Annotated in this window: 16 protein-coding genes; 11 read left to right on the forward strand and 5 right to left on the reverse strand. The window is 38.4% G+C overall.

Features of this window, described 5'->3' with window-relative positions:
• Positions 1-185: 185 nt before the first annotated feature.
• The 3 genes from ACEN2L_RS05020 to ACEN2L_RS05030 all read left to right on the forward strand — a co-directional run bounded on the left by ACEN2L_RS05020 (position 186) and on the right by ACEN2L_RS05030 (position 9,251).
• A complete protein-coding gene (locus ACEN2L_RS05020; protein WP_441742204.1) occupies positions 186-3,227 on the forward strand; it encodes a hypothetical protein in 3,042 nt (1,013 codons plus the stop codon).
• Between the two features lie 323 nt (positions 3,228-3,550).
• Entirely contained in the window at positions 3,551-6,928 is a 3,378-nt protein-coding gene (locus ACEN2L_RS05025) for a putative Ig domain-containing protein (RefSeq protein ID WP_441742206.1), read from the forward strand.
• Positions 6,929-7,361: 433 nt separating this feature from the next.
• Positions 7,362-9,251 (forward strand): acyltransferase family protein, encoded by a 1,890-nt coding sequence (locus ACEN2L_RS05030; protein WP_441742208.1) that lies wholly within the window; start codon positions 7,362-7,364, stop codon positions 9,249-9,251.
• An 11-nt stretch (positions 9,252-9,262) separates the two neighbouring features.
• Here the strand turns inward: ACEN2L_RS05030 and ACEN2L_RS05035 are convergent, their stop codons facing one another.
• Positions 9,263-10,012, reverse strand: a complete 750-nt coding sequence (locus tag ACEN2L_RS05035; RefSeq protein WP_441742210.1) for an SGNH/GDSL hydrolase family protein — start codon at positions 10,010-10,012, stop codon at positions 9,263-9,265.
• Positions 10,013-10,633: 621 nt separating this feature from the next.
• Here ACEN2L_RS05035 and ACEN2L_RS05040 point away from each other — a divergent pair.
• The 5 genes from ACEN2L_RS05040 (at position 10,634) to ACEN2L_RS05060 (ending at position 17,698) form a co-directional block, all read left to right on the forward strand.
• Complete coding sequence (locus ACEN2L_RS05040) at positions 10,634-12,541, forward strand: acyltransferase family protein (RefSeq protein ID WP_441742212.1); 1,908 nt, start codon at positions 10,634-10,636, stop codon at positions 12,539-12,541.
• A 57-nt stretch (positions 12,542-12,598) separates the two neighbouring features.
• Complete coding sequence (locus tag ACEN2L_RS05045; protein WP_441742214.1) at positions 12,599-14,446, forward strand: acyltransferase family protein; 1,848 nt, start codon at positions 12,599-12,601, stop codon at positions 14,444-14,446.
• 177 nt (positions 14,447-14,623) lie between these two features.
• Positions 14,624-15,202 carry a golvesin C-terminal-like domain-containing protein gene (locus tag ACEN2L_RS05050; protein WP_441742216.1) on the forward strand — a complete coding sequence of 193 codons (579 nt, stop codon included), beginning with the start codon at positions 14,624-14,626 and terminating at the stop codon, positions 15,200-15,202.
• A 273-nt stretch (positions 15,203-15,475) separates the two neighbouring features.
• Positions 15,476-16,579 carry an acyltransferase family protein gene (locus ACEN2L_RS05055; RefSeq protein WP_441742218.1) on the forward strand — a complete coding sequence of 368 codons (1,104 nt, stop codon included), beginning with the start codon at positions 15,476-15,478 and terminating at the stop codon, positions 16,577-16,579.
• A 168-nt stretch (positions 16,580-16,747) separates the two neighbouring features.
• Positions 16,748-17,698, forward strand: coding sequence for a polysaccharide pyruvyl transferase family protein (locus tag ACEN2L_RS05060; protein ID WP_441742220.1), 951 nt, complete (start codon positions 16,748-16,750; stop codon positions 17,696-17,698).
• A 166-nt stretch (positions 17,699-17,864) separates the two neighbouring features.
• On the opposite strand, the gene ACEN2L_RS05065 is transcribed toward ACEN2L_RS05060, so the two are convergent.
• Together ACEN2L_RS05065 and ACEN2L_RS05070 are read right to left on the reverse strand one after the other, a co-directional pair.
• Positions 17,865-18,827 carry a glycosyltransferase family 2 protein gene (locus ACEN2L_RS05065; RefSeq protein WP_441742222.1) on the reverse strand — a complete coding sequence of 321 codons (963 nt, stop codon included), beginning with the start codon at positions 18,825-18,827 and terminating at the stop codon, positions 17,865-17,867.
• Between the two features lie 160 nt (positions 18,828-18,987).
• A complete protein-coding gene (locus ACEN2L_RS05070) occupies positions 18,988-20,451 on the reverse strand; it encodes an oligosaccharide flippase family protein (RefSeq protein WP_441742224.1) in 1,464 nt (487 codons plus the stop codon).
• 826 nt (positions 20,452-21,277) lie between these two features.
• Here ACEN2L_RS05070 and ACEN2L_RS05075 point away from each other — a divergent pair.
• The 3 genes from ACEN2L_RS05075 (at position 21,278) to ACEN2L_RS05085 (ending at position 24,493) form a co-directional block, all read left to right on the forward strand.
• Positions 21,278-21,817, forward strand: coding sequence for a serine acetyltransferase (locus ACEN2L_RS05075; protein ID WP_441742226.1), 540 nt, complete (start codon positions 21,278-21,280; stop codon positions 21,815-21,817).
• A 435-nt stretch (positions 21,818-22,252) separates the two neighbouring features.
• Positions 22,253-23,350: a glycosyltransferase gene (locus ACEN2L_RS05080; protein WP_441742228.1), complete on the forward strand. Its 1,098-nt coding sequence runs from the start codon at positions 22,253-22,255 to the stop codon at positions 23,348-23,350.
• Between the two features lie 3 nt (positions 23,351-23,353).
• On the forward strand, positions 23,354-24,493 hold the full coding sequence (locus ACEN2L_RS05085) for a hypothetical protein (protein ID WP_441742229.1): 1,140 nt from the start codon (positions 23,354-23,356) through the stop codon (positions 24,491-24,493).
• A gap of 59 nt (positions 24,494-24,552) precedes the next feature.
• On the opposite strand, the gene ACEN2L_RS05090 is transcribed toward ACEN2L_RS05085, so the two are convergent.
• A complete protein-coding gene (locus ACEN2L_RS05090) occupies positions 24,553-25,650 on the reverse strand; it encodes a glycosyltransferase (protein WP_441742231.1) in 1,098 nt (365 codons plus the stop codon).
• A 136-nt stretch (positions 25,651-25,786) separates the two neighbouring features.
• Positions 25,787-26,665, reverse strand: a complete 879-nt coding sequence (locus tag ACEN2L_RS05095; RefSeq protein ID WP_441742233.1) for a glycosyltransferase — start codon at positions 26,663-26,665, stop codon at positions 25,787-25,789.
• Between the last annotated feature and the right edge of the window lie 218 nt (positions 26,666-26,883).

Consider the following 26,883-nt stretch of genomic DNA (forward strand, 5'->3'; position numbering starts at 1 on the left):
TTTTAAATATTGTCAACTTGGTTCGTGATATGCAATGAATGATTAGGTAAAAATTAAAGGCAAAAATTTATTGAACTTTGTCATGTCGCAAAGACAAGTACAGCGCTTTGCTCTAGAGTTAAAGACTCTACTGTTGTCTAGCAGTAAACGATGCTTCTATTTAAGTCACTGAAGGAGAATTGATTATGACTCAATTGCGTAAAATCATGGGCCTCGGTACACATTTCATCGTAATCTGTCTAGTCTTAAGCCTTGTAAGTTGTGCACAATTTGATGCCCCCAAGCGCTTATCGATAAAAGGGCAACCGGGTGATTATTTTGTAAAGCAGATTAAAGAGCAACACCTTAGCAGCCAACAAGAAATTGTTGCCATGTTGCAACACCCTCATTACCAGTCAAAAAAAACAAAATCATATTTAGTTAAAGAAGTGCAAGACACCGCTATGCTGTTAAATACCATCAGTCAAAGCCAAGATGTCAGCCAAGCCGTAACGCGATTAAGTGCAACGCAGCCAAATAAGACTGAAAAATGGGTAAGTTTAGCACTACAGCTTTATCCTATAGATGCATATCAAGTTGTCGATCAATTATACGCGAGCGCAACCATTCAAGAATCCACTCTTGAATCGGCCGCTTTATCCGCAGGGCTTGAGCCCTCAAGGATATTTCCTCCTACCGCTTCAAGCGACTTAGAGTATCGAATTGTCCCACTAATTCATTCAGCCAGCTTAACCGTTTACAATCAATACGAAGAGTCCACCACACGACTTTGGTTTAAGCCCAGTGATTCAGACAGATGGCTACCGGCGTTAAGCTTGCAGTGGGAGCCAATAATGGGCGCTTTGTCAGGCTCGATTGTGCGACTTCAAGCAGATACAGCTTACGATATCAAACTTGAGTATTTAGACAACGCAGAAATCACGGAAGAGCATTTATATAGCTTTAAAACTCGCCCTAACTCACCGCCAATCGACCCAGAAAAAACCTATTACCTCTCTGATATTTATACCGGTGGTCAACTCAACTTAACAACGCTAGGCATCGAAGGCTCAGAAGATGGCTGGGCGCTTATTATTGGTGATGGAACCGAAGTCATTGCCGGTGAAGATGACTCTTCAGCAATAAATATTGGCAGCCAAAGCTATATCATGTTTGAAAATATTACAGTTAAAGGCGGTCGTCGCTTTGCAATTAGCGCCAACGAAGCCCATCATATTTGGATTAGAGGCTGCGACATATCCGGTTATGGACGCACGGGTGAAGACATGCGCAACGGCGTTGCCTACGAAAACAGCGAAAGCACTAGTCCAATTAATTACGATTCGGGTATTTATCTCGCAAAAACCGGTGTAGTCACAGTCGAAGATTGTGCAATACACAGTCCTAATGGTAAGGCAAATAATTGGGCTAGCGGCCACCCCAATGGTCCAAATGCGATGTTAGTTTGGGCTTATCACCCTACTGAACAATACCGAGGACAGTACATCATTCGTAATAATCGTTTTTATGGCAACCCAGACCATCGCTTTAACGATGTAATAGAAGGCCTCAGAAACTTTAGGCGCGATGGCAGTTTTGGTAGAGACTCAGCGATTTACAATAACTATTTAGCCTATGCAAACGACGACTTAATAGAACTAGATGGTGGACAAAGTAATGTATTGTTTTACGACAATGAATTAACTCAGGGTTACGTAGGAGTAAGTACCGCACCAAACATGCTCGGCCCAAGTTATATATTTAATAATTACATTCATGACCTCGGAGATGATCGAGGCAAAGACTGGACAGCCATTAAAATGGGCGGATTGTTCGCCAGACCCGCCGGCATAACTAATTTATTCGAAAACTTCATTGTCGTTAATAATAACGGGGTTGCTAGATCAGGAGTCGAGGGAGATTCCACATTTTGGCTCAATGCGCAGAATAACATCATTATCAGTAAGATTCGGGGAGGTCGTGGTATTTATGACAAAGAATTCTACGAGGGGTCAGTATTTAAAAATAATCTAATTTTTAATACGACTTATGGGGCATCGTATGTGGATGCAACTATTGACGACGATTTTTATCATCCCTGGTCAGAGCAAAGTGACAAAATTGACGAAATCATCGATGCAGGTTCGTCTTTTAAATTAGATATTGAAGACCGTTTTATAATTCCCAATTTTTCAAAAGTACTACCATCCGAGTCTTCTCCCGAACTGAGCTCATCGTTCGCAAAAACTGAAATTAAAGGATTAATTAATTTTAATGAAATCGAAATAAGCGCATTCGATAACCAAGATAGAAATGGACAATATCGTATTGAGGATAGCGGAGATACCCTGGTTTTAGCTGGAAATGCGTGGAAAAGTATTGATTTTCCCTACACCATTAACATGAATACGGTGATTCAATTAGATGTAAACACTAATGGTGTGGGTGAAATTATTGGCCTAGGGATAGAGAACGACAATAAATTAACCTCAAGTAGGCTATTCAAATTTGCTGGAACGCAAGCTTGGTCTCAAGATACATTCAAATATAACCAAGCAAACACTTTTAAAACAATAACCCTGCCTATCGGCCAATATATGGCTGGCGAAATAAATCGCTTAGTATTTGTATTAGACGAAGACAAAACCGGCAGCAAACCAGCAGAAGTACAATTTAAAAACGTCAGTGTGTACGACACTATTAACGAATACAACCGAGGGCTACTGCAAGCAAGCACCTCTATCTTAGATTTTTCAGAAGGGGTTATTACGTCATTCAGTAATCAAGATGTAGATAATAATTATGAAATCACCGATGCAGGAACATCGCTCTCGCTCTTTGGAAATACTTGGAAGAGCGTTGCTATAAATAAAACGATAAGTCCAAGAACCATTTTAGAGTTTGAAATTAAAACCAACGGAGCAGGTGAAATAGCGGGCATTGCATTTGAAAATGATAATACGCTAACTAACTCAAGGTTATACAAGCTCTCAGGCTCTCAGCAATGGTCCAACGACTTATTCCAATACAGTAATATTGGTGAGTTCGAAACGGTACGATTACCCATTGGCATGCTTTCACTTGGAGAGATTAATCGATTGGTTTTTATCATGGACGACGACAAACCTTCCGAAATTCAAGCACAAGCCACCTTTAGCAATGTTAGATTTTACGAACTAGATTCGAGCCCTGCCCCGCAAGATGCTAGTGCAAGTTCAATAAACATAGGCATTTTGAATAATCATTAGAATATTCGTACAATTGATAAATCCTTAAATTACCTCCCTTGTAGGAGGTCCCGGTAACCGGCGTAGTTCAGGGCCGAATAAATCAACCACAATGATAAAAACTTTGCCGCCAAACGGTATAAAAAACCACCCTAGGTTATAAAACTAAATAGCTAAGGTCTGGTAACTTCAATATCACCATTCACAAACTCTCTGCTACTATTAGCCCTTCATCATCAGCAAACAACATTACCGTAATATCCTATCTGTTTATCGTGGGCCACATGGTTATTTAATCGAAAGACAGCTATGTTATTTAAGTCGTTGCGTAATGAGGCATTAACATGAAAACCCTTTCGTTTCTTACCACTGCGTTCAGTTTTTTTATTTCAACCCTCTTGTTCACCTTACTGACAGCAAGCGATGCGACCAGTAAAACTCACGACCATGAAAACCACCGAAGTATTAAAAAGATATCCGCTTTAGAAATACGCCCTAAAACTCAGTCAAAAGCCTCTGCTTTTGATATCGAACTCAGCGTCGATGGTGTGACCTATACCTTTGCTTTACAACCCAACCAGAAGTTGTCTAAAAAGTTAAGTAAAAAACAAAGCAGTGCACTGAGTATTTTAAAAGGCACAATAAAAGACACGCCCAATTCGTGGGTAAGACTAACCCTGAAAGATGGCCTGTATTCAGGCGCATTTTTTGATGGTACTGAACTGTTTTTTATTGATCCTGAATCATCAATTGCAGACATTATTGTACCAAATAGCAACAACCAACGAGTCATGAGCTCTCGCACCAAGCAAGTGATATATAAAGCCTCCGATGTTGAGCTAAACGCCACTTGTGCGCTAGAAATACCCAACCCTAATGCGGCTGATACCTTTGATTACTCAAATTTTGTTTCAAACCTTTCAAGCATGGCCGCTGCGGCAGCGGATCGCAGCATTAACGTTAAAGTGCTCGCCGACACTGAATACAACACTATTCATAACGGCGCTGCTTACGAAAAAATGCTCAGCGAAATGAACGTGGTAGACGGTATTTTTTCAGAACAAGTCAACGTTGAACTTAATATTACCGATGCCATTGTACTAAGCGATAACGGCAACCTTAATACCACCAATGCGACGGATTTGGTTTACAACCTGCGCACCCAAGTGGCGCAAACAATTGGTAATCAAGGCATCACACATTTGTTTACCGGCAAAGAACTCGACGACAACACCGTTGGTATCGCCTTTGTTGATGCACTATGCAGCTCGTACGGTGTCGGTTTATCACAACATTTCGGTAGCCAAACCGCCTTGGTCGTTGCCCACGAAATTGGCCACAACTTTGGTGCGCCGCACGATGCACAATCAGGCTCATTGTGTTCAAGCACAGCCAATTCGTTTTTGATGAACCCCTACATAAACGGCAGTAATCAATTCTCAGCCTGTAGTTTAACAAACATCGAACTTGGCATTACCAAAGCCAATACTTGGTACAGCAATGCCTGTGTGGTTGATATTAGTGAACCCGGCTCTATCGCTCCGCGCATCACTTCAGTTGCAGGGCTTGAGGCAACAGTGGGTGAAGCTTATGAATACGACAGTGACAATATTGTAGAAGCAAGCGGCAGCACACCGCTAAGCTACAGTTTTGACTACGCACCAGATGGCATGACTATCGATAGCGATGGCTTAATTAGTTGGACACCAAATGCAGCGCAAATAGGCCTTAACTCAGCGCAATTACGAGTAAGCAATGCAGCCGGTGAAGACATTCAAGTCTTCGACATTAAAGTAAGTTCAGCAAACACAGAACGCCTAATTAACTTTAATGAATCACCTAACTTTAGTTATGGCGGCAGTGCACAAGACACCGCAAATGGCACAGTTATGGTGGAAGATAACGGCGCAACCTTACACTTAATTGGCAATCGCTGGCGCGCCATTAATCTGCCTTATACCATAACCCCCACTACGGTCATTGAATTTGACTTTAAATCAAGCATGAAGGGCGAAATCCACGGTATAGGTTTTGATACCGACTTAGCCTTATCGGAAAACGCAACCTTTACGGTCTTAGGCACACAAAAATACGGAATACAGGACTATGTGTATTCTGAAAACGCTGACTACCAGCGCTTTAGCATTCCGGTTGGACAATATTATACAGGTGCAAAAGCGTATTTATTTTTTGCCATGGATCATGATGTACCTAATCCGGCAGCACAAAGCTATTTTAGAAATGTACGTATTTACGAGCCAGGTCAAATCGCACCAAGCGTCATTTCTGCACCAAGATTGCAAGCCCAGATCGGAATAACTTACCAATATTCTGTTGAAACAATTGGAGCAAAACCTATCATTTATGCTCTAAATGACTCGCCTGAAGGAATGACCATAAACACGGCGGGGCAAATAAACTGGACGCCAAGCAATCTGCAATTGGGCGAACACACCATTGAGATTGTAGCAACGAATGACATTGGGCAAGATATCCAACGCTACACCGTGACGGTATCTCAGCCTTTTGGCGAGCTTATTAACTTCAACCACTTTTCATTGCTAAGTTATGGGGGTATCAACGGCGATACAAACAATGGTACAGTGAGTGTTTCTTCAGCAGGCGACAGCATTACATTAATTGGTAACCGCTGGGTTGCGATCAATTTTCCCTACTCAATAACAAACAATAGCATTATTGAATTTGATTTTAGCAGCAGTGTAATAGGCGAAATCCACGGTATCGGTTTAGACAAAGACTTAGTACTAGGTCCAAACACAACGTTAAATTTATTTGGTATGCAAACATATGGCATTGAAGAGTATAGATATACCACTCAAGGTACCACTCAACATTTTTTAATCCCACTGGGCGACTATTTAAGTGGAGATAGCCAATATCTATTTTTCGCTATGGATCAGGATGTTGAATCACCTAATGCGACGAGCACCTTTCGTAACATCACGATTTATGAAAAACCCAACAGTCCGCCTGTTATTACCTCAACCCCCAATGTTAACGGTATTGTAGGCTCTGTTTATCATTATGACGACGATAACACTGTAGAAGTAAACAGCCCACTAGCGCTGCAGTTTACCTTAGAGTCTGCTCCAGAGGGCATGACAATAAATAGTGCTGGCGTAATTACATGGACACCCACCAGCGAGCAAATAGGCCAACAAAATGTAAGAATTATTGCTACTAATGATGTTGGTGCCGACACACAACAATTTAGCATCACGGTAAATGAGGCCAGAGAGATAGCCATCGATTTTAATTCGCTCTCATTTCAAGGTTACGGCATCAATAAGGATGGCAGCCTCCAAGATACGTCCCAAGGCACTATCACCGTGCTAGATGCCGGCACAACGCTAGAATTACTTGGCAATCGATGGCAGGCGGCAGCTCTTAATTACACCATCACCCCCAACACCGTTCTAGAATTTGACTTTAAATCCACGTCTCAAGGCGAGATCCACGGCATTGGTCTAGACAACAATTTAAACCTCGACCCAAGCACAACCTTTAATTTATATGGCAGCCAAAGCTACGGTTTACAAGATTATCGTTATACTGGCTCAGGCGAATACGAGCACTACAGTATACCCATCGGGGCATACTACACCGGCAGTAAAACCTATCTATTTTTTGCCATGGACGATGATGTAATATCACCAAATGGCAATAGTTATTTTAAAAACGTAAATATTGTTGAGCGTTAGAAAAAGGGCAAGGACGCCTAAAATATTTTAAACACAATATATCTCTGACACATTGCGTTAAGCAGTCAAAGCAACTACTGCGCAATAGCGCACTCATTAAGTCAACTGCGTGATATACATAATGGCGCTTTCGCTTTATTGTTTTTAAAAGAATCATGCCCCTAATAAACACTTGCGCTCAGATTTATTAGGGTAACGTGTAGTTCGTTATGATTACTTTTGAGATTAATCATATTAAAAACAAGATCGTTGAGCAGCAATTCCTTTGAATGTCACTGTTAAATAACTCACAGGCGTAGCTAAACAATATTTAAAGTATCGGTTTTACCTGATGTAGAAACTAGATGTAATATTCAAGTGACTCGAACTGAGGCTCTTAAAAATTTTCGATTGATTACCTGTTTGTCTTTGCTGTAAAGTCGTTATCACCTAAATGGATTTTTTAAGTATTGTTATGTCAACCCTCTCGTACCGCCCCGATATTGATGGTCTTCGCGCAGTCGCCGTTCTGTCCGTAGTTTTATTTCATTTTGATGCTAATTATTTGTCTGGTGGTTTTCTAGGCGTCGACATTTTTTTTGTGATATCCGGATTTCTTATTACTAAAATAATTTTGCGAGAGATCAACGAATCAAGATTTTCCTTTGCTTCGTTCTATGTTCGTAGGGCCAAGCGAATTTTACCTCCTCTGTTTTTTGTGTTACTGCTCACTGCTGGCACTGCTTTCGTTATATTACTCCCTTATGATTTCTACAAATTTGGCATATCGCTAGCCAGTGTTTTGACTTTTATGGCTAATATGCAATATGCCTTGCGCACGGGCGACTATTTTTCAGGTGACTCATCAGAGTGGCCATTGCTTCATACGTGGTCGTTAGCAGTTGAAGAACAATATTATTTTATTCTGCCCTTCATGATTTTTGCCATTTTTAGATTTATCAAACAAAAACTTTTATGGAGCTTTGCCATAGTAGCTGCTCTGAGTTTTGTTTTAGCTGAAAGTTTATCCAGATCTGCTGATTATAGTTCGATTAGCTACTATTTGATTTTCACAAGAATGGGTGAACTATTAGTGGGCTCGATCCTAGCCACCCTGCAGCTAAATTACCGACTAAAAACTTTTTCCTCAGAGGTGTTATCGATAGTTTCTTTCATTGTTATCTTCGTCCTACTGTTTTTTGTTAATAAACATATTCCCTTTCCAGGTATCGTTGCTCTCGTTCTATGTGTTCCAGTCGCGATTATTATTAACTCAGAAAACACCTCAGTAAATAAAGCTCTTGCTGTTAAACCCTTAGTATATGTTGGGCTTATATCCTACTCTTTATACTTGGCACACTGGCCGGTACTTGCGTTCAGCAGATACATCTTTACAACATCTGAAGGGAGTTATAGTTTTTCCCTTGCCTTACAAATTATTCTTCTATTCATAATGGTTTTTGTTGCATTGGTCTCGTATTATCTCATTGAAAAGCCCTTGCGCGCTCTCAAAACTAAGCCTTTAAAAGTGTTTTTGTTCTATTTTGTGCTTCCAAGCTTATGTTTATTGGGTATCGCACTGTTTATCATTAGCACGAAAGGTCTACCCTCGCGCGTGAGTGACTCAAATATCGAAGCACAGTTTCAATATAGCCATATTAATAAAAAAGAATGTCCATCGCTTATAAACCTTGGGTGCCAAGGAGGCGATCCGCAAGCGACAGAGACCATTATCCTATATGGAAATAGTCACGCAGAGCATTACTTTGCCTTAGCCTCAAACTTAGCAAAAGAGTATAAATTTAAATTGAGGATGTACGCAGCAGGTGGTTGTTCAATTGCGCTCCCAAGTTACAGATGCACAAGCGTAAATGAAAGCTTTGAGGCTAACAAACACCTCAGTGACACTATTTTAATCGCTTATAGACATGACACCTTGTCCAGAAAGCCTACGGAGCTAAATGAGCTGGCATTATTAATAAAAAGATTAACGCAGGCGAAAAAGAAAGTCTTTGTTTTAGCACAACCACCTCTACTAAATGCAAACCCTGCTAAAATATCTAACTGTAAGCGACTGGGCTTTGATTGCGGTGAAAATATTACGATCTCGTCTGGCTACCCTGCTTATAACGAACTTGTTAAAAAACTTGTAGATTCAAATGGAGGCATATTTGTTGATCCGTTTCAATTCCTACCTAATCCATTAATCACCCATGATGGTAAACAATTTTACTATTCAGATTTTGATCATCTATCTGTATATGGCAGCCGTTGGTTATATGATGAAACTCACGAACAAATAGGTAAAATTATCTTCAGTGACAGACAGGGTATTACTGAATAATTTGCCCCCTTTTAGTTTGTTGAAAAAATGTGTTTAGTTAAGTTACTGGCTAATATGCTGTATCCAAATTCGTTTATATGTAAGGTGTCTGCAGCGAATCTAGCATGTGTATATTCCCCATCAGATGATAATAGGCTAGCAAAATCAACTCTCTTACAATTGCATTTTAGATCTTTTAAAATAAAGGCATTTAGCGTATTTGTTGCCTTAACCGTCGCAGATAAGTCATAAAAGTACCATTCGTCTAAGTATATTGAAGGCAGAATAATAGTGGTGACAATTACCTGTATATTGGCACTCTCTATCTCAGACACTATTTTTTGATAGTTATTTTTGAGTTGTTGAATAATATCTTTATCCCGTTTAGGGGCAAACGCTAGTAGCTTCAAATCATTGATCCCAAACTGAATTACTGCCAAACGCGGCTTTAAATCTATCAGATCTTGTTTAATTCGATATACTATTTGCTCACTTGTTTGACCGCTTATACCTCTGTTTACAATATCATCAACGTTATAACCGAGAGTTGACACATCCCATTGTTCAATTCTCGAATCGCCAATTAAAACGACATCAGGATTAAAACTCAGCATTGTGTTAGCTTGCTCGTAAAAACGCAGATTAATGGGATCAAGCCTTGATAAATGTGTGTACAAACTATTCTTAACCAAAGTGTTAACAAGAAATGAAATAACGACTAGGTTAAGTAAAGTAAATACACAAAAAAATACAGTAAGCTTGTTTATTCTTTTATGAGTCATGTTAATTGCTCGTTATGCAGGCTTTCGTTTTCGAGCCAGTATCTTTTGAATGTGGCCATCGACTAGGGTAATTCGCTAACGTTATTAAAATTATAAAAGCGAACTGGAACGAAAAAAAATCATCATTTAACAGATAATAACACCACATTTTGATGGCCGCTTTTTACCAGTATAATTCCATAGCTTTTTACACAACGCTTTTTTCAAAAGCACTTTTGAATTTTATTAGACTGCCTTCGCAAATTTAATGACTCTTAATCGACAACTTAGCCCTTCAACAGGCATTGTATTTATATTCTTTGAGCAAAAATAAAAAAAGCAAACTCCGCATCATGATATTTAAATCAAATAATTGATATGTCGTCACTCTAATCATCTCAATATTAAATAATATTTATAAACCATCACAACTAACCAACTTGGTGCAATACATTAGTAAAAATATGACAACTTTGCACCCCTGTGTAAAATTAAAATCAATAACATCAACTAAAAACCCTAAAACAACAACTTAACGCCAATCAACTAAATATGGCCTTTGGATTGCTTATTTGGTTGTTTCTATCAAGTAAACACGCAAAAATAGCGCAGAGTTGATTGAAGCGTTAATAAGGGAAAGTCATGTTAGAAAAAAAACGTTATCGCTGGGATATACAAGGATTAAGAGCTTTAGCTGTATTAGCAGTTGTCATTTTTCACATTGCACCGGAAAAACTCCCGGGTGGCTACTTAGGTGTTGATATATTTTTTGTGATCTCTGGCTATCTAATTATTGGCTTTATTTGTCGCGACATCTTTGCCAATAAATTTAGCTTGGCGGGTTTTTATGTAAAAAGGATCAAACGTCTATTCCCTGCCCTACTTGCCACTATTCTCGCTACCATCGTCGTAGCCTATTTTTATTTACTTCCAGTAGAAACTGCCGCTTTCGCTAAAAGCGTTATATCCACACTGCTGTACGTATCAAATATTTTTTTTTACACCCAATCAGACTATTTTGCTGCCGACTTAAAACTAGCGCCGCTGTTACATACTTGGTCACTCTCGGTCGAAGAGCAGTTTTACATTCTGTTTCCTATTTTGCTCATAGCCATCATAAAGTTTAAAGCGCACTGGCTGCAAATATCACTCGCCATCATTGCAATTGCGAGTTTTATACTCAGTGAATACTTAGTCAACCTTGATCCATCATTAGCATTCTTTATATCACCGACTCGTTTTTGGCAGTTTATTGTAGGGGGCTTATTAGCCCTGAATATCGACAAAATTAAACTATCAAACCGCTCAGGCAACCTGATCGGATCCACGGGCCTTTTTACCTTAGTAATATGCTTGTTTGTTTATACTGAACACACATTATTTCCGGGTGTAAACGCGATCATTCCCACCGCTGCCTCGCTTTGCGTGATTTTAGCTGGTAGCACAAGCAGTCTGTTTACCACGATGATGTCGCTACCTATCAATCGCTTTTTTGGCAATATCTCATACTCACTGTACCTCTGGCACTGGCCTGTCATCGTATTTTATCAGTTGGCCTTTGATAATGACTTACCGAGAATGGTCAACAGCACAGTTATGTTGCTTGCCTCTATTTTACTGGGTTATTTAAGCTGGAAATTTATCGAATTACCTTTTAGCAGTAGTCATTCAGCCGATAAAAAACGTAAAACATTTTCTGCTGCAGTGGCAGTAAGCAGCGCTTTAATCTTACTGATGCTTTTTTTCAATAAAGGTTTAACCGATCGCTTCAGCGAACAGCAACTTTTTTACCTTTCATACATGGATTATGATTTAAGCGGATTCAGAAGAGGTAACGGAGGAGCAGATGATGATATCTGCTTGCTTGGGCCTACCACAAACGACATAAAATACTTTAATAAAGATAAATGTATTGATGTTGACAAAAACAAATACAATGTTTTATTAATTGGTGATAGTCACGCTGCACATTGGAATAGTACTTTACAAGCATTAAAAACGAACAACCAAACTGTCAGCCAAGTGACGGCTTCAGGCTGTCGCCCCTTACTTAGTTACCGCGGGGAAAGACGTTGTACTGATTTGATGAAGTTTGGTTTTGAACAACTAATTACCCAAAATCATTTCGATCGGATTATTATTGCGGGTAGATGGGAAGAATATGAAGTTAATTCTCTGGTTAAAACCGTTGAGTATGTAAAAAAATTTACAGACGATATAGTAGTGATTGGCAGAACATTAGAATATAGACAAGATTTACCGAAAATTTTAGCAACAACGGACATTCAAAATATCCAAAACGACAAACAAAACCGCTATTCATATTTAAAAGGACTAGACAATAAATTTAAAATAATTGACACACTAGATGGCGTCAATTTCGTGTCACTAATTGATGTAATCTGCTCCACAAAAACAATATCGTGTGAGTTTTTAACAGAAAAAGGGGCGCCCATCACTTTTGACTATGGCCATTTTACTCATGAGGGCGCACTTGAGGTGGCAGGTCAGCTAGAACAGCAATTAATGGTACCAAAAGCTACGTTTTAGTTCGCGACAGTTTTAGCCAAATACAAGTTATCAACATTCAGGGAAAGTTAAACGCTAGTGAAATTTAGAGAAGATATCAATGCGCTGCGAGCTATTGCAGTAGTGGCGGTCGTAATATTTCATTTTAATCATCAGTGGTTACCAGGGGGATTCGCTGGGGTCGATGTTTTTTTTGTTATCTCTGGTTTTTTAATGACCATGATTATTGTTAAAGGGCTAGAAAAACAAACGTTTTCAATCTTAGGGTTTTATGCGGCTAGGGTTAGGCGTATTGTCCCTGCACTGGCTTTTTTAAGTTTTATTTTGTTAGTTGTTGGCTACCTTACTCTGCCACCTCTCGATTACCTGAGTTTAGGTAAGCACGTCGCAGCCAGCTTAACCTTTATTTCTAACATGGTGTATTGGGCCGAATCAGGCTACTTTGACGCTTCATCTATCGAAAAATGGTCATTACATACCTGGAGTTTATCGGTTGAGTGGCAGTTTTATTTAATATACCCAGTAGTTTTGGTCGCCCTAAAAAAATTCTTAAGCCTTAAACAAATAAAGTTGGTTTTAGTATTAGGCACGATAGCGGCCCTAATACTATCGGTATTGGTGACATTTAAATCGAGCAGTGCCGCCTATTTTTTATTGCCAACCAGAGCGTGGCAAATGCTTGCTGGCGGTTTAGTATTTTTATACCCCCTGACATTAAATGAAAAAGCAAAAACTACTCTGCAAATTCTTGGTCTTGCCAGCATTTTTATATCGTTTTTTATCTTTAACGAAAAAACGCCATGGCCTGGTTTTGCTGCTTTATTACCTATAATAGGTGCTTGTTTGGTATTACAAGCCAACAAGGGGCAAAGTTTTTTAGTAAATAATCGATTATGTCATGCCTTGGGCAAATGGTCATATTCTATTTATTTGTGGCATTGGCCGATTGTTGTAGCGGGGGTTTACTTTTCGCTTGGTGAAAATTGGTGGTACATTGGCTTGCCTTTATCTGTAGGTTTAGGTGCCCTCAGCTATACCTTTATTGAGTCAAAACAGTTAAGTGATTATCGATTAGTTAAGTTGGGCTCTGTGTTACGCCCATTACCAGCAGCAAGTATTTTAGCTGTTGCAGGTTTAGCGGTTTTTATGACCAATGGAATCGTTAATCGTTTACCTGAGGCTGAAAGGCCACTTGTCGCCATGGCTCTTGCAGCCAAAGATGATTGGTATTATCCAAAGGCCAATCTAACAGTAGGCTCACTTAAAATCAGAAAGATAGCTGGTGAGTCTAGTAACAACATATTAATTTTAGGCGCAAGTCATGCAGAGCAGCTTTATCCTTATGTGGCAAATCTGCAAAGCCCTTACAACGTATACTTTCTCACCAGATCTGGCTGTTTTGTTACTCCTTCGATGAAAAACCCAAAATGGTCATGTGCCAATATACAAAATTATCAACAGTTATTAGACACCCATAGTTTTGACAAAATTGTATTACCTTTTTACAGTTTTAATTCCTACCTTTCTCCAAATAATGAAGAACAAGCCATTGAAATCGCCAATCGAATTAAAGAATTTGACTATTTTTTAAAACACATAAAAACAACAATAAATCACGTTTATCTTATTTTAGGCGAGCCCAGAGGCGACGAATTTGACCCGGTTCTTTCAGCCAGGCAGGGCTTGCCCGACCATATAAGTGAAGATCAAGTTAGAAGCTACTATACGGTTCACCAGTATGCCCTGCAACAGCTCAGCGAATTAGACGGAGTAAACATCATTGATCCAATACATCACCTGTGTAATGACGGAATATGCAAAACTAGAGATGGGGTAAATGGTTTTTTCTATAGGGACGGGAGTCACATGCGTCCGTGGTATGCGATAAAAAGCTTAAGGTATCTGGATGAAGTATTCTTAGAGTAGTTTTAGTAAAAATTATAATTAAATAAATTTCTAATGGTGTTAAGTGTCAAAAAATTTTACAGTAGTTAAAAGTTGCATAAAGATAAAAAAAGCAAAGCATTGATAATAATCAGATTTTAATATTCGGCATGATTAATGCTAAATAGTAATCAAGTTGAGTAAATTTAGGATGTATTTATGAAGTTAAAAGGTTTTTTTGCTCGTATTAGCCTATGTGTTTTATTGTCGGCACCGTTTGTAGCTAACGCCACAGTCATCACCATAGATAACTCTGATGCAGGTTTTATTTCGAGCGGGTTTACAAACAGCTCGTTTGTTAAAACTTTCATTGGGAGCAACTATATGGTTGACAGAGTTAACAAGTCTGGTGACTTTGCTATTTGGGACCCAACTAGTAGTTCTGATTGGTTGGCGGGAATCTGGCAAGTCGAGATGTTTTGGGCTGCTGGTTCAAATCGTGCCGAAAGCTCTGCTGTTTCAATTGATTCGGGTTCTGCAATCTCCAAATTGTTTGTTGATCAAACCATAAATGGTGGTGCTTGGTTTGAATTAGGTTCTTATAATTTTGCTGCCGCAGGAGCAACAGTAAAAATTGATGACACTAACTCTACAGTTGGTAGATATGTTATGGCAGATGCTGTCAGATTTACGTTAGTATCAGCAACACAAGCTGCGGTCGTATCAGCACCCAGTTCTCTATTATTGCTTTTGTTGGGGGCTGGATCATTAGTAGCGCTCCGCAGAAAATCTTTTTAAATATTTAGAAAATTGATATTAAAAGCCAAACATTTATGTTTGGCTTTTTTGTTTACCCTCAGAGAATATAATAGATCTTAAGATAATTTATATTTTAAAAAGTCTAGCAAATATGAGATAACTCAATAGCGAACCGATATAGGGCTTTATTCCTAAAAGACAAGGGATGCTTTAATTAGCTAAGTGACTATTTTAAATTTAATTACCGGTATAAATCGAATCCATTATTAACGAGACTACCTGCACTTAAATAATGGGAGTAAAGGAACCCTAATGCAATCAACTATTAAACATGAAGTATCATTCTTAGACTTTCTGAGGGGGTGGTCAGCTGTTTTTGTTTTTTTTCACCATGCAGCGATATTAGGTGGCGGCCCCTCGATCCTAAGAGGTTTTCTAGGTCAAGAAGCAGTAAATGCTTTCATGTTAGCTTCTGGCTTTTTAATCTACTATCAATGCTCAATTAGCAAATCTTATCAACAATTAACTAATAAGATTGGAATACAAAACTTTTTCATTAGGAGGTTTTTCAGAATAGCCCCGGCATACTACTTTTGCTTGTTTATTGCATTACTACTATCTAATTATCTCGGCGAATGTAGGGAACTAATCGCAGAGGTTTTGCCAAACTCAGCGACCAGTATGGATCGATATTATATAAACGAACCAATTAAAAGCTTTTTTATTCATGCATCTTTTATCTTTGGTGTAATTCCAGAATATTCTTTTAGCACTCCACTACCAGATTGGAGTCTTGGATTAGAAATGCAATTTTATTTTATATTTCCGTTTCTTTATTTTTTTTATAAAAAGAACTTCACGCTATTTTTTACTATTTCTTTAGTAGGTATGTTCTGTATTTGGTGGATTTCAAACCTGATAAATTTTACTTTCCCTATGCCAAGTTACTTACCACTTAAATTCCAAAATTTTGCCGGTGGGATTGCATTAGCCTATTTGTTCTTAAACAAATCCAAGATATCCTTTGAGAGTATCTTCATTTCCTGTGTTACATTATTCTTTTTGATTGTCGGGAACAAAACAATAATCATCCCATTCTTGTATTTGTTTAGTTGGTGGTGGATTTGTTTCGATTCTAAAAAAGAAAATATTTTGATACAGACACTTAGTTATATAATCGGACATAGAGTGTCTAAATTTTTAGCAGAGATGTCTTATTCAGTCTACATCGCGCACTTAATCTTAATGATCCCATTTTTTGCATTAGTATTAAATCGAGGAAAATTAGATTTTGTGAGCTGGACTGCGTTTACAACTATGCTATTGTTTGGGACTTTTCTTTTTTCATATATTATTTACCGTTTTATTGAATTGAAAGGTATCAAACTTGGGAAAAAATTAATTAAATTAACCTGAAAATAGGTTTTAGGAACGGCTACCATCTCAGCGTAACAAAACTATGATAAGTACCATTGAAGCATGCTAGTTGAAAGATAATGAATAATTAACGAAATTAATTAACTGAATTTGGACGCTCCTCAACATTGTTTCTTAAACTTCTTCTAATTTCAAACTCGGATTCTTATGAATTTACAATATAAAACAAGTTGGAATAATAAACTCGATGAACTGAAAACTATGCACGCAGATATTGCTGTGCTATGCGATGGAAAGCAGGTCGCATACATCGATATTGCTTTACATTTTAATGTCGGTGACCATCTTATATACGCAGGTACAGAAGCCTTTATCAAAGAGCACAAAATTGATGTTGTTTATCGCGCCTTTGACCGAAATGTAGATATTAAAGCGATTGAGAAGTGTGACATCATTATGTTTCATGGTGGCGGAAATTTTGGCGACCTTTATCCAAGACATCAACGTTTGCGTGAATCGATGATCCAAAAGTTTCCGAATAAGCGAATTATCATTTTGCCGCAAACCATACATTTTTCTAATGATACTGAAATGAAAAAGAGCTGCGACATTTTCTCACGCCACACTGATTTACATATGTTTTTAAGAGACCAAAAGAGCCTTGGTATTGCTAAGGATTTTTCAAAAAACTCATCTTTAATGCCAGACATGGCCCACAGTCTGCATCCTTTAATCGATGCTTCAGAGGTAGAGCCTCTTGAAGTTAGCACACCCAAGATCCTTAACTTAAGAAGGGTCGACATTGAAAAGGTATCGGCAGCGCTGGATATACAGAAAAAGTCATTTGACTGGGAAAATATGTTAACACCGTGGGATCATACATACCGTAAATATATTACTAAACTAGAGCGCTTTAAGTTTCTAACACCTAGATTAGTGCGGAGCTGGAAAATGCATTCTGATAGCTTAGTCTTTAGAGCAATCAATTACTTTAATCTTCATAATACGGTTTATACCGACAGGCTACATGGCTTCATTCTGTCTTACTTACTCGGTAAAAACATTAAACTCATGGACAACTCTTATGGAAAAAATTTGAATTATTTCAAACAATGGATTAACGACACCAATCTTGTAGAAGTCATAACTGAAAAGTAAAAAGTCTTTAATAAAGTATCTAACCTGACAGTACACAGTTTGTGTTTAGGCCCTGTCAGGTTACTTTGTTAATATGGGCTTGTTAGCATCCAGTGCTCGTTTGTATGACTAAGACAGCCAATCTAGCTAACGAGTCCTAGTTTAGATATGCGCTTCACTCTTCCTACTAGTTATTTTTTTTACGTAAGTTCACTAAGAGTTTGTGAGCTGTGGGAAAGAGAATTCTGATAAAAAGCTTATAATTTATAAATGCTTTAAAATTAGTTATCAATGCCCATTTTCGAGATAATTTAATATTACCTTGAGAGACTTCTTGTTCAATTTTGAGCCCGCGTTGAAACAAGTAATTGCAGTATTTCGAGAGCTCTTTCGAATAGGCTGATTGGCTTAGTAAATGTTCACGCAATACTAACGCCGTTTTATAATATCCTATCGCGTGTTTTATCGATAGTGCGCTGGTTGTTATGGAATTTTGACGAATGCGCCGTTGAAAAAAACGCTCCGCTAATACTTGGATTTTTGATGAATTAACAAACAGCATGGTAGTAAAATAGTTATCTTCGTGCAGTATGCCGTGTATAAATCGCAAATTCATCTGTGCACTAAATCGATACATATAACAACAAGATTGTACGATGTAATTACCGACGCCCTTGGAGTCTTCAAACAAATCATGTCCGTTAGTATAAGACTGGTGTGGCAAATTGCGGGTATAGTCAAGTCTAAGCAACAAATCTTCGGGCATACCATCACAAAATGCTTTGGCATTAAATATCACTAAGTCAGCGTTATTTTTCTCAAAGGCATTTACGCATGTTTCTAATGTGTTGGGCAAAATCCAATCATCACTATCAAGAAAGTAAATAAATTGCCCAGCAACGTTCTCTAGCCCTGTATTGCGAGCCGCAGACAACCCTTGATTTTTTTGCTCAACAATTTTTAATTTGCCAGCAAAACGCTCTTCGTATTCTAATAGAATATTAATAGAGTTATCGATCGAACCGTCATTGACAGCGATCAATTCAAAGTCTTGAAAGCTTTGTGTCAATACTGAGTCTAAACATTCAGCTAAGTATAATTCGACGTTGTACACTGGCAGAATCACACTGACTTTTGGTGTTCCTTTCATATTCAAATCCCATTCAATTATTAAATCTTAAAGAAAGTCACCAATATCTTGAACTTACAACAGAAAATATCTGCTTAAACGTTAATTGTTCTGTTGGCAATACCAAGATTAACACCCTATAAAATAGTCTATTTAACACTATCGCAAAACACGTTTACTTTTATTTATTCGGCTTTTTGCCCTTGAAAAACATTGTTTTTATTTCGTGTAATTGGCGCATTGTATGTTTATAAAACAACAGAACACTAAACAGCACATAGCTACTACCACCAAGCAAGACTAATGCGAACAACAATAATATTTCGTTATTAATAAGCCCATTTAAGTAACTTTTACAGATTGAAACAAACACAAACATAAGAAGGGCAGAAATATACTGAGGGTATAAAGCGATAAACAGTTTCTTAAAATCAATCGGTACATATTTTGTCACGATTTTAAAGCGTATTGGCAAGATAATAAAATTAACTAAAACAAGTGCGCTGAGCATCACTGTAATACCAAACCAAATAGTACAGGCTGCCACCAATACATTACTGCACACCGTTAGCAAGGTTAGATTGAATGCTTCTTTCGTTTTGGCCTGTGAAATAAGTAAGGTTGGTAAAAACCATGTCATCAAGCCTGGGAGCATCGCAAAGGCAGATATGCTCATAAATACTGCACTATCGCTAAACTTGTCACCAAAAGCGATGGTTACAAAAGGGTCTGCAATTGCCGCTAAACCAATAAAAATCGGCAAAACTAAGGTTGAAGTCACTGCCACAAGCTTGATGTATAAATCACCGATATTTGCCCCTTCTTTCGCTCGCGAAAAACTCGGCACCACCATTGAATTAATTGAACTCATAGTCACTTGGCTCACCATCTGCTCGCCCTTTTTCGCCGCATTTAATAGGGCAAAACTCGCAGGACCAAGCACCAAGCCGGTACATAAACTAGCAACGCGCTGATGCGCCATGGTAAGCAATGCTGAGCCTAATAAGGGCATACAAAACTGAACCAACTCAGCCGTATCTGCCTTATTGTAATAAAGTTTGGGTTTAAATCGCGCTAGATAGAATAGAAAAATAACTTCAAATAGCGCGTTAACTAACTTGCCAATGACAAGCGACCATAAGCCTAAGCCAGATTCTGCACAGATGATTATGATGATACCGGCTATCACTGAAGCGATAAACTTGGCAATACCCATTTGTTTGTTTTTAAAATCTCTAATCAGCTTGCCGTTTACCACGGCCTGCAAACTAATGAGTACGGTTATAGGCGCTAAACTCATTAATACATAAGCCGCTGAGGTTGAGTATGAATAATGGGCAATTGGCGCACCAATCAATACCAAAATCAAAGCCAAACAAACCGCCAACCCTGCCACATAGATTAGCGTACTAGAAGCATAACCCTCATCCCATGTTTTTCGTTGCACAATATTTTGGTTAACACCTGCGTTGACCGCAATATTAGCAAATTCAATAAAAAGCATACAAAACGCTACTAAGCCAAAGTCTTCTAGGCTGAGAATGCGGGCAAGATAAGCAAACACGGCAAAATCAACAATATTCATGCCAGTGCGGGTAAGTGAAATCCAAAGGCTACCTTTAGCAGACTGCTTTTTTAACGACATCCCATAATTCTCATTGTTTTGTTTTATTCCTTCAATCTTGTATTTTTAACTAATCACATCTCTCAAGCGGCTATGTTGTCGCTCTATACCTTTAATGCCAAGCATATATTACATCGAATTGTATTTTTAAACGTTTAGCAGGTGCACTCACTCAACCGGATTATGTCCTCACAACTTGTTGCATTCAATTTTTTACTTCAAGTTATTTTTTGGCAAAGAAAAAAAGAGTATCAATATTTAAAAAGCTTTGCCCTGAGCGTAGTGTAAGCTTTTAAAATTATGTGAGCATAAACATGAGAAAGAGTGACTGCGTCAAAATAGTAAAGCCAACATTTCACTAGCGTGATTTCCAATAGATGACGGTGATAAACCCAAATAAAATTGCACAACACTAATAGCGCTATAGCCTACAACTTATCGATATCATACCTGTACTCCATTCATTATCCTTAATAAAGTTTGGCTTACTATAAATTTTTTCTTAGAACGCAGTGAGAACACTATACTATGAAAAAATTAAATCACTGTGCAAGAGAGTAATTGACGTTTCTACAACCAAGACTCAATTTATTCGATTCCGTCAATTTAATTCATCATTGGTTATCGTTAATCTGTATTATTTAACTAAATCATCCAAACCACATCGCCCTAATTGGCTGTTGCATAGGTTTGGCTATTGGTTTAATTTACTTTTGCTGAATATAACAAACGATACTGTTTAAGCGACCTGGGTTTTACCGCCTTGCTTTCAACCCAATTTTTACTACTAGATGCCGAAATAATGAATATACGGCGTTAAATATAACTAACTTAGTGGCTTTGAAAAATGATCACCAATCATAATGAATACAGAGAGTACTTAGAATCGGATAAATCAAAAGGTTACTTTTCGACTTCATTCAGCAGTTATTTATTCAGTGATACGTGGCGGTTTTTAAGATTACTCCGCAGACTTGAATACTTAAAAAATACCAAATCAGGTGTCTTTTGGAAATTTTACACACTCTTTACTAAATATAGATTTAATAAATTAAGTAAGAAGCTTGGTTACACCATTCCACCGAATACCTGCGGCCCAGGCCTGTGTTTACCTCACTATGGAAATATTGTCATTAACCCTGGGGTTAAAATAGGTAAAAACTGTAAAATTCACATTGGTGTTAATATTGGTGCTGCTTTCAATAATTCAAAAGCGACCCCCGTAATTGGTGACGATTGTTACATTGCGCCTGGTGCCAAAATATTTGGTGCGGTTATTATTGCAAACGGCGTAAAAATTGGTGCAAATGCAGTGGTTAATAAAAGCTGTGATACAGAAAATTCTACTTTATTGGGCGTGCCAGCTAAAATTTATCCATCAGTTTAATCTTTTATCTCGACACTACAATTTGTGGTTTCATATTTATAGTTATTTGAGGTGTACACGTAGTAACTGCAACATATAAAACTATATGGTTTTTACGTCACGTTTGATGCTTTTACGTAAATTAAGTATTTGTGATTCTCGAAATTCAGCGAACGCTCTTAAATATCTTCATTATCATGAAAAAATGACTAATTCATCCTAGCCAGAACAAACATTAAGTGAATAAACATAACGCCTTATAATTCTAAATGAGCCACTTAAATGTTAAGTTAATGACTCAAATGTTAACTGCTTGTTTCATATTTATAGTTAATATTCAAGCATCATGTGTTTTATTGATAAAGCTACCTATCTCACATACTTTTTATTAAACTTAAGAAAATATAAGTGCTAACGTTGCGAGTGAGTAATTTTCAAGTCTGCTGGGAGCGAGTTGTGGAAAAGAAAAAGGTTGTTTTTTTACTAAAGGAATTAATTATTGATGGCGGCGTTGAGAGAGTCACTGCGAATCTAGGTAACGCTTTCGAAGGCTTCGGTTTTGAGGTTTATTATTATGTCCTATGGGAAGACGAAACAGTTGTAAAAGAATTATACGGTAACAATGTTATTGTTGAACCGCGCAACTCGGATAACAAAGTAAAAAAAACATCAGCAGCCCTTTCTCGGTTTAAGGCATTTTTGCAAGAAAAAGACATCGATATTGTAATTTCGGCCAAGGAAACCGCTAACATTATTGCTTTTTTGGCAGCTTTAAGTACTTCAAAAACCTCATTCATTTTAACCAGGCATGTCGACTTTAAAGGCAGTGGGCAAAAATTAGGCGCGCTCACATTAAAAGTCATGTACGCACTGTACTCAATGGCGAAACTTAGCATCGTTTGTGTATCTAGAGACTTGGCAAATGAAATTAAAGCCATGCCCTTTGTGCAACAGAAAAAAGTGAGCTTTGTCGAAAACGCGGTATTTAATCAAAATGTGATAGAGAAAGGCTTAACGCCCCTGAATGACGAAAACATACAAGGTGATTACATATGCGGTGTAGGTAGGCTTAAACATCAAAAAGGCTTTGATATATTGATGAAGGCCTACTCAGTGTGCGTTAATGCAAAAGCCGATATACCTAAGTTAGTATTAGTAGGTGATGGTCCCGATCATGATGCTTTAATTAAACTTAGAGCCGAACTGAAGCTTGAAGATAGCGTTATATTTGTTGGTTTCACCAACAACCCTTATAAATACATGAAAAATTCAAAGCTATTTGTGCTTTCTTCTCGCTTTGAAGGTATGCCCACGGTGCTGGTTGAAGCCATAGCCCTGGGCGTTCCGATAGTTGCTACTAACTGTCCAACCGGACCATCTGAGTTAATCGGTCACATTGATGGTGTCAATCTAGTGAAGGTGGGCGATCACGAAGCACTCGCTGCAGAAATTATGGCCAATCTTGCCAACCCACGACCCATTGACACCGCTGTGGTCGAAGGCTATGAATTCTCGAACGCTGCCCGTTCTTACCTTAAATTAACTGAAGAATAAATTATGCAAATCGTATCGAATGAAATAGTAATGGATTACCTTAATCGTTTTTACTGTGGTGATGTAGCCTTATCTGAGTGTATTTCTAGTAGCACTCTGGCTGGCGACTTTGCCTATAAAGACCACTATACGGATTGGGATTTTTATGGCTCTGTCGACATCATCTTTACCTTATATGTGATGGGATTATTATACGAATACACCAACGCAAATAGCAGAGAGAAATGGGCAAAAAAGATCTTGTCATGCCAAGATGAAAACGGCTATTTCACCAAAAAAAATGCCACTGCGCATGGTAAAGAGCATGCTACTGCCTACGCCATTTCTGGCTTGATTCTGCTATCCAGAGACGAGAACTATATTAAAGATTTACGCCCTTGTAGTGAATATGTTGAGCTAATAAAGTCCAAAGCGAAACTCACCAAGTTTATCGCCCAAATGGGCTTGCGTTTTCCAAGGCTTTACAAAGGTAAAGGGTTGATGGGAAGCATAAAGAAAAGCGCTTGGCATTTGGGATGGCATAATATTTGGCCCGCATCACACATTGGTGGCGGAGCGCTCGCGGCAATTCAAATGTCGCAAGATATGTATATAGAAGCTGGATTGGTCTCAGAAGCGCAGATGAGTACTTTTTTTGAAAATGCCATATCTGAGTTAAACCAACGCGTTGACCCCAAAACCGGTTTGTGGAAAAAGGGCTTTCACGATGTATTTATTAAAGATGCGACCGTTAGAGATGTAGGCGGAGCCGCCCATTTCTTCTGGATTTACGATGCAATTAATGCCGATAAACAATCGAAGGTAGCACTTATCAAAAGTTGCCTACGCCATCAGACCGAGTCCGGCCTGTTGAAAGAAAAGCCCTATTGTATCGACTTTGATTTTGTGAATATTCTGTGCCGGGCCTACTTTGACCTGCCAGAAGACCAACAAAAAGCGGTTTTTGCCGACGTTAATGCGTTTATTGAGCTTAACTATAAGTCAGTGACCACATTTTTTGAGCGTAGAGATAATCTTGCGCAATATGATAATTCGCATGGCTTCCCTGGTGCCTTGTGTACACTTGCTGAAGCGCAAAAGTTTGGTGTAGGGGGAAAAGATGCGTTAGTCCAGCATCCATTTGATAAAGTGTGCTGGCTATAGCCAGCACTACTGTTTTTGATTACGCTATGTGTAATTGAACTGAGTTTTTAAAATAGAAACTAGAGCTCTAAGAGGATCCGACGGTATTCGTTTGCTGAGTTGACCGAACTAAACCTAGCCACATCCTGTGTATAGTCTACTGACTTATTTGAGTTTAGCGTTGACACAATAGCCTTAGCTAAGGCATCTACATTCAAGTACTCAACTAAAGGTGCCACAGAGCCGTCTTTGAGTATTTCTTTAGGTCCGTGGGGACAATCAAAAGCGATTACTGGGGTATTAACCGACATGGCTTCGACGATGGCATTAGGGCTTCCTTCAAACCTAGATGAGAGTATGTATAAGTCTGCGGCTTTCATCTCTGCTAGCGGATTGGCTATGTAGCCCGGAAAGCTAACCGCTTCGCTTACCAATAATTCTTTCGCCTGCTTAGCTAAACCTTCTTTTAATTCACCTTCTCCGTATATGATTAATCTGCACTTAATTTCACTTTGCACAAGGCTAAAGGCTTTCAGCAACAGGTCAAAACCCTTTTGATGAGATAAGCGACCTATACTCAATAATACTGGTACATCGCTGTGTTTCAGCCATTCGTGCTGGGGTGCAGATTTCGCAGCTTCTATTGTCTCATCTGTAATAACGGGATTGCTTGCGCTTGTCACATCTTTGCGCCTAACTATGGTGTGCGCCACCAAATCATCTGCAACTCCATTCGAAACCGCTATCACTGGTTTAGGCAATAATCGGTAAATAAGCGGCGCAATAAAATACACCAATTTCATTACCGTATCCGTTTTCAGTGAGCGATCTAACGAAAAAGCATTGCGCTCACTGACAGATAACTTGTGTTGCCAGCCAAGACTAAAACACGTAATAGCAGCAATTACATTGATATGAGTCAACACTGAAAGAATTGAGTCGGGCTCAATCGCTTTTAATGTTTTACGTAACTTGCCAAAAGACGAGAGCGTTCTTTCGCAACCAAGTTCGACTAGATTAACCGTGTCACTAAGAAACTTTCTATTGACCCCCCCTTCAGCTGTCAGCACCAAATGCACACTGTCCCCATTGGCAGATAGCTGATTAGCAAGCCTGACCATCATTTTTTCGGCTCCGCCGCCTCTAAGATCGTGCATTACTATTACAATTTTAGCCATTTGCTTAATGTATCCTTTAAACTTATGTTTTTACTTCAATGTGCAAAATAACACTTCTTTGCTAGCCCAAAAATAAATGTTTGTAGAGAGTAACGAACAGATTTTTGTAATATTGAGCTTTTACAAAAGGTAAATTTTATACTCGGCTCGATTCTTTACCTAATGCTAATTTAAAACTTTCGGCAACACTTATAAAAAACAACTTTAATAAAAGCACTTCGACTTTCCACTTCATAGTAAGTGGCAATGAAGATTCAGTTAACAATGTTAAGGTTCTTTCCATAAGTTGTTTTAAAGCTCGCCAACTCAAGGTTAACAACCCGCGAAAATGTTTTGATTTAAAACTTTTATCCCACGAGCCACCAATAACTCTTCGGCGTTTCAGTATCAATTCTGCTGTATTTCTAGAGGGATGACGAACGACAGCGTTAGGATTTAATATAATCTGGCCTATTGATTGCGATACACGTTTAGTAAAATCTACATCTCCACCCGACTTCAACTGTTGATTAAAAGGGCCAACTCTATCAAACAATTCTTTTTCGCATAAAAGATTAGCGGTAATGCACTGACCATTTTCTACATTTTTCGATTGGTCCATCGAAAAATGCCGCTCAAACAACAAAGCCTCTTGTTCAGTATTTTTTTCAGCATCAATAAAAAAGTCAACTTGACCTGCAACAATAGTATTGGGTAAAGCATTAAGAGTTGAAGAGAGCATTTGCCTTAGCCAATCTGGATCAGGTATGCAGTCAGAATCAGTAAAAGCCAAGTATTCGCCTTTAGCACTGTTAATGCCCATATTTCGTGCCGCATAAGAACCCGGAACAGGACAGTCTAATTTTATAATACCTTCAATGCTATTTAATATATTTTGAGTATTATCGTTAGAGGCATTATTAATAATAATAATCTCGTAGTCTGCCGCATCCAAAGTCTGCTTTTTTAAAGCCTCGATGCACTTAATGATTCGATACTCATCATTATATACAGGAACAATTACGCTAACTTTCAATTTGATATCCTAAACAGTTAAAAACAGTGCTTTTTGTAAGTTTTGAAATAACACATTATAGGACTTTAAGCCTATCAACAATTGTCTCTCCCATTTCAAGGGACTCTTTCAGCACGTTTGACTTACTAACATTATGTTGTAAATTTACACTAATTGAACTTTGTCTTTGTCGTATTAGTTATGCTTCGAATACAAAAATCACCTTAACCACTTCAAGC

Source organism: Flavobacterium sp. W21_SRS_FM6 (assembly GCF_052119645.1).
In the GTDB taxonomy this organism is placed as follows: Bacteria; Pseudomonadota; Gammaproteobacteria; order Enterobacterales; family Alteromonadaceae; genus Paraglaciecola.

Bases quoted from the DNA above. Each gene is read 5' to 3' on its own strand.
- ACEN2L_RS05020 (WP_441742204.1), top strand. From the start codon at position 186: ATGACTCAATTGCGTAAAATCATGGGCCTCGGTACACATTTCATCGTA.
- ACEN2L_RS05025 (WP_441742206.1), top strand. From the start codon at position 3,551: ATGAAAACCCTTTCGTTTCTTACCACTGCGTTCAGTTTTTTTATTTCA.
- ACEN2L_RS05030 (WP_441742208.1), top strand. From the start codon at position 7,362: ATGGATTTTTTAAGTATTGTTATGTCAACCCTCTCGTACCGCCCCGAT.
- ACEN2L_RS05035 (WP_441742210.1), bottom strand. From the start codon at position 10,012: ATGACTCATAAAAGAATAAACAAGCTTACTGTATTTTTTTGTGTATTT.
- ACEN2L_RS05040 (WP_441742212.1), top strand. From the start codon at position 10,634: ATGTTAGAAAAAAAACGTTATCGCTGGGATATACAAGGATTAAGAGCT.
- ACEN2L_RS05050 (WP_441742216.1), top strand. From the start codon at position 14,624: ATGAAGTTAAAAGGTTTTTTTGCTCGTATTAGCCTATGTGTTTTATTG.
- ACEN2L_RS05055 (WP_441742218.1), top strand. From the start codon at position 15,476: ATGCAATCAACTATTAAACATGAAGTATCATTCTTAGACTTTCTGAGG.
- ACEN2L_RS05060 (WP_441742220.1), top strand. From the start codon at position 16,748: ATGAATTTACAATATAAAACAAGTTGGAATAATAAACTCGATGAACTG.
- ACEN2L_RS05065 (WP_441742222.1), bottom strand. From the start codon at position 18,827: ATGAAAGGAACACCAAAAGTCAGTGTGATTCTGCCAGTGTACAACGTC.
- ACEN2L_RS05070 (WP_441742224.1), bottom strand. From the start codon at position 20,451: ATGTCGTTAAAAAAGCAGTCTGCTAAAGGTAGCCTTTGGATTTCACTT.
- ACEN2L_RS05075 (WP_441742226.1), top strand. From the start codon at position 21,278: ATGATCACCAATCATAATGAATACAGAGAGTACTTAGAATCGGATAAA.
- ACEN2L_RS05085 (WP_441742229.1), top strand. From the start codon at position 23,354: ATGCAAATCGTATCGAATGAAATAGTAATGGATTACCTTAATCGTTTT.
- ACEN2L_RS05090 (WP_441742231.1), bottom strand. From the start codon at position 25,650: ATGGCTAAAATTGTAATAGTAATGCACGATCTTAGAGGCGGCGGAGCC.